Genomic DNA, 3,409 nt, shown 5'->3' with positions numbered 1-3,409 from the left:
CACGCGGCGGGCGGTTATCCCGGGCTACCCCCCGCCCGGAGGGGGCCCGGGGGTCCGCACCCCGCGTTCCCCCTTGCCCCCCGCCCCACACCCCCCCGAGCGCGTGGGTGTGACGGCCTTCGTCATGCGGATCGGCGCGGGGTGCTACGCCTCGACCTCGGAGCGGTCGTCACCCCACAGCGTGTGGAACGAGCCCTCCCGGTCCGTACGCCGGTAGGTGTGCGCCCCGAAGAAGTCGCGCTGTCCCTGGGTCAGCGCGGCGGGCAGCCGCTCGGCGCGCAGCGCGTCGTAGTAGGCGAGGGCCGCGGCGAACCCGGGCGTCGGCACACCCTGGCGGGTGGCGGCCACCAGCACCTCGCGCCAGTCGTCCTGGGCCGCCGCGATCTCCTGCGCGAAGGTGTCGTCGGACAGCAGGCTCGGCAGGTCGGGCCGGGCGTCGTAGGCGGAGCGGATACGGTCCAGGAACGCCGCCCGGATGATGCAGCCGCCGCGCCAGATCGAGGCGACCGCGCCGAGGTCGATGTTCCAGTCGTACTCGTCGCTGCCCGCGGTGATCTCGTGGAAGCCCTGCGTGTACGACACGATCTTCGAGGCGTACAGCGCCTGCTCCACGCGGTCCGCGAAGGCGGCGGCGTCGACCTCGTCGAGCTGCTCCGCCCTGGGGCCCACGAGCCCGCGCGAGGCGGCCCGCAGGTCGGCGTGCCCGGACAGCGAGCGGGCGAAGACCGCCTCCGCGATGCCGGAGACCGGAACACCCAGGTCGAGCGCGATCTGCACGGTCCAGCGGCCCGTGCCCTTCTGTTCGGCGCGGTCCTCGACCACGTCCACGAACGGCTTGCCCGTCGCCGCGTCCACGTGCGACAGGACCTCCGCCGTGATCTCGATCAGGTAGGAGTCGAGCCGGCCGGTGTTCCAGGTGCGGAAGATGTCGGCGATCTGCGCGGGGGAGTACCCGGCGACGTCGCGCAGCAGCTGGTAGGCCTCGCCGATCAGCTGCATGTCGGCGTACTCGATGCCGTTGTGGACCATCTTCACGAAGTGTCCGGCGCCGTCGGGGCCGACGTGCGTCACGCACGGGGCGCCGTCCGCCGCCTTCGCGGAGATCTTCTCCAGCATGGGACCGAGCGACTCGTACGACTCCGGCGAGCCGCCGGGCATGATGCTCGGCCCGTTCAGCGCGCCCTCCTCGCCGCCGGAGACGCCGGTGCCGACGAAGTGGATGCCCTGCCCGCGCAGCTCGCGCTCGCGGCGCCGGGTGTCCGCGAAGTGCGCGTTCCCACCGTCGATGATCATGTCGCCGGGCTCCAGGAGCGGGGCGAACTCCTGGATCACCGCGTCGGTCGGCTCGCCGGCCTTCACCATGATCACCAGACGCCGCGGCCGCTCCAGCGCCGCCACGAACTCCTTCGCCGTCTCCGCGGCCACGAAGTCGCCCTCGTGACCGAACTCCTCCACCAGCGCGTTCGTCTTGGCCACGGTGCGGTTGTGCACGGCGACCGTGTAGCCGTTGCGTGCGAAGTTGCGGGCGAGGTTGCGCCCCATGACCGCGAGACCCGTGACGCCGATCTGGGCTGAAGTGCTCATTCGGTTGGCTCCTAAAAGGTCCTGTAAGAGGTCCTGTATTCGGTAGTGCCGGTCGTGCTCGTCAGTATCGCCTCCGGCGGCCGTCGCCTCGGGCCATCCTGACGCGTCGAGGATGTGTACGCAGAACAACCCCCCGGTACCTCAGCCGTCGACGCGGTGAGGCGAGGGCGATCTCCACACGAGAGATATCACCCGGCGTTTCCGATCGTCGCGCACGCCGCTCTGCCGCGAGTGGCGGTCCCGGACAGGAGGGCACGCGCGAGCCTTCGAGACCCGGTCCGCGGGACCCGGTCCGGGCCTTCGGCCACCCGGCCGGTCCCCTGACGCAGCACGGCCGATTGCCGCCTTGTCCTGGCCTGTTCGCAGCGTTTACTTTTGCCGCTCCTGACGCATGTCGAGGGGGCTCCCACATGGCCGTACGCGGCCGGCACCGCCGGTATCAGCCGAACAGGATCAACCGCGCCTCACTCACCGTCACGGCGGGCGGTGCCGGGATGGCTCTCCCGCTCATCGCCACCGGTGTGGCGCACGGTGCCGACGTCGGCACCTGGAACAAGGTCGCCGCCTGCGAGTCCAGCGACAACTGGAGCATCAACACGGGCAACGGCTACTACGGGGGACTGCAGTTCACCCAGTCCACCTGGGAGGCCTACGGCGGCACGGTCTACGCGCACCGCGCGGATCAGGCCACCAAGGACCAGCAGATCGCCGTCGCCGAGAAGGTGCTGAAGGGCCAGGGGCCCGGGGCCTGGCCGGTCTGCTCGGTGCGCGCGGGCCTCACCCGCGGTGGCGCCGCGCCCGCCGTCGACCCCGGCGGCTCCTCACGTGCGACGACCGCGGGCACCTCGCCGCAGACGGCCAAGCGTTCCGTCCGTGACGTGCGGCCGCAGACCACGCCCCAGTCGCACGCGGGAACGGCCGAGATGTACACGGTCGTCCACGGCGACACCCTCTCCGGCATCGCCGGCTCCCGGCACGTCGAGGGCGGATGGCAGCGGCTGTACGACGCGAACCGCGCGACCGTCGGCTCCGACCCCGACCTGATCCTTCCCGGCCAGCGGCTGGACCTGCACGGCAGGGCCCAGACGCCCCCGCACACGCGGAGCGCGCCCGCGAAGGAGCCCGCGGCGAAGCAACGCACCGCGGACAGGAGCACCCCACACAAGGCCACCCCGCACAAGGCCACGCCGGAGCGCTCGGCCAAGAAGCAAACGCTGGTGGCGCCCGTGAACGCCGCGACGGGGACGCAGTACCACGCCGCCGGCGCGTCCTGGTCGAAGGGCTACCACACGGGCGTCGACTTCCCGGTGCCCACCGGCACCTCGGTGAAGGCGGTCGCGGCGGGTCATGTCGTCAGCGCGGGCTGGGGCGGCTCGTTCGGCTACGAGGTGGTCATCCGGCACGCCGACGGCCGCTACACGCAGTACGGCCACCTCTCGGCGATCTCCGTGAGGGACGGCCAGAGCGTGGGGGAGGGGCAGCGGATCGGCCGGTCCGGGTCCACGGGCAACAGCACGGGCCCGCATCTGCACTTCGAGGTGCGGACCGGGCCCGGCTTCGGTACGGATGTCGACCCGCTGGCGTACCTGCGGGCGGGCGGCGTCAGGATCTGACGCGGGCGCGCTGCGGCGCCGGGAGCGGCGTCGTCGGTATGTACGGCCCGTACAGGGGGCCGAAACAAGCCAGTTCCCCGGACGGCGCGTCCCCCGGTGGCGGGGGCGGGGGGGGGGGGGGCCGGCCCCGCGGCGGGGGGCGGGGGACCCGGGGGGGGGCGCCCCGCCCCCCCCCCGGGGGGGTTAAAAAAAAACGAGACCCCCCAAACGCG

General features: G+C 72.6%; 2 protein-coding genes. One reads left to right on the top strand and one right to left on the bottom strand.

The window, feature by feature from the left end:
- Window positions 1–144: 144 nt before the first annotated feature.
- Entirely contained in the window at window positions 145–1,584 is a 1,440-nt protein-coding gene (gene gndA, locus ACFV2J_RS32125) for an NADP-dependent phosphogluconate dehydrogenase (protein WP_385097452.1), read from the bottom strand.
- A 410-nt stretch (window positions 1,585–1,994) separates the two neighbouring features.
- Between gndA and ACFV2J_RS32120 the strand changes: the two genes are divergently transcribed.
- Window positions 1,995–3,197 (top strand): transglycosylase family protein, encoded by a 1,203-nt coding sequence (locus ACFV2J_RS32120; RefSeq protein ID WP_385097455.1) that lies wholly within the window; start codon window positions 1,995–1,997, stop codon window positions 3,195–3,197.
- Window positions 3,198–3,409: the final 212 nt, after the last annotated feature.

The sequence above is a fragment of the Streptomyces sp. NPDC059668 genome, from assembly GCF_042734135.1.
Lineage (GTDB): Bacteria > Actinomycetota > Actinomycetes > Streptomycetales > Streptomycetaceae > Streptomyces.
The sequence above is the reverse complement of the archived record's forward strand: the minus strand, read 5'-3'. Positions and strand labels throughout refer to the sequence as shown.

Excerpts from the sequence above, each read along its gene's own strand:
- ACFV2J_RS32120 (WP_385097455.1), top strand. The coding sequence starts at position 1,995 with ATGGCCGTACGCGGCCGGCACCGCCGGTATCAGCCGAACAGGATCAAC.
- gndA (WP_385097452.1), bottom strand. The coding sequence starts at position 1,584 with ATGAGCACTTCAGCCCAGATCGGCGTCACGGGTCTCGCGGTCATGGGG.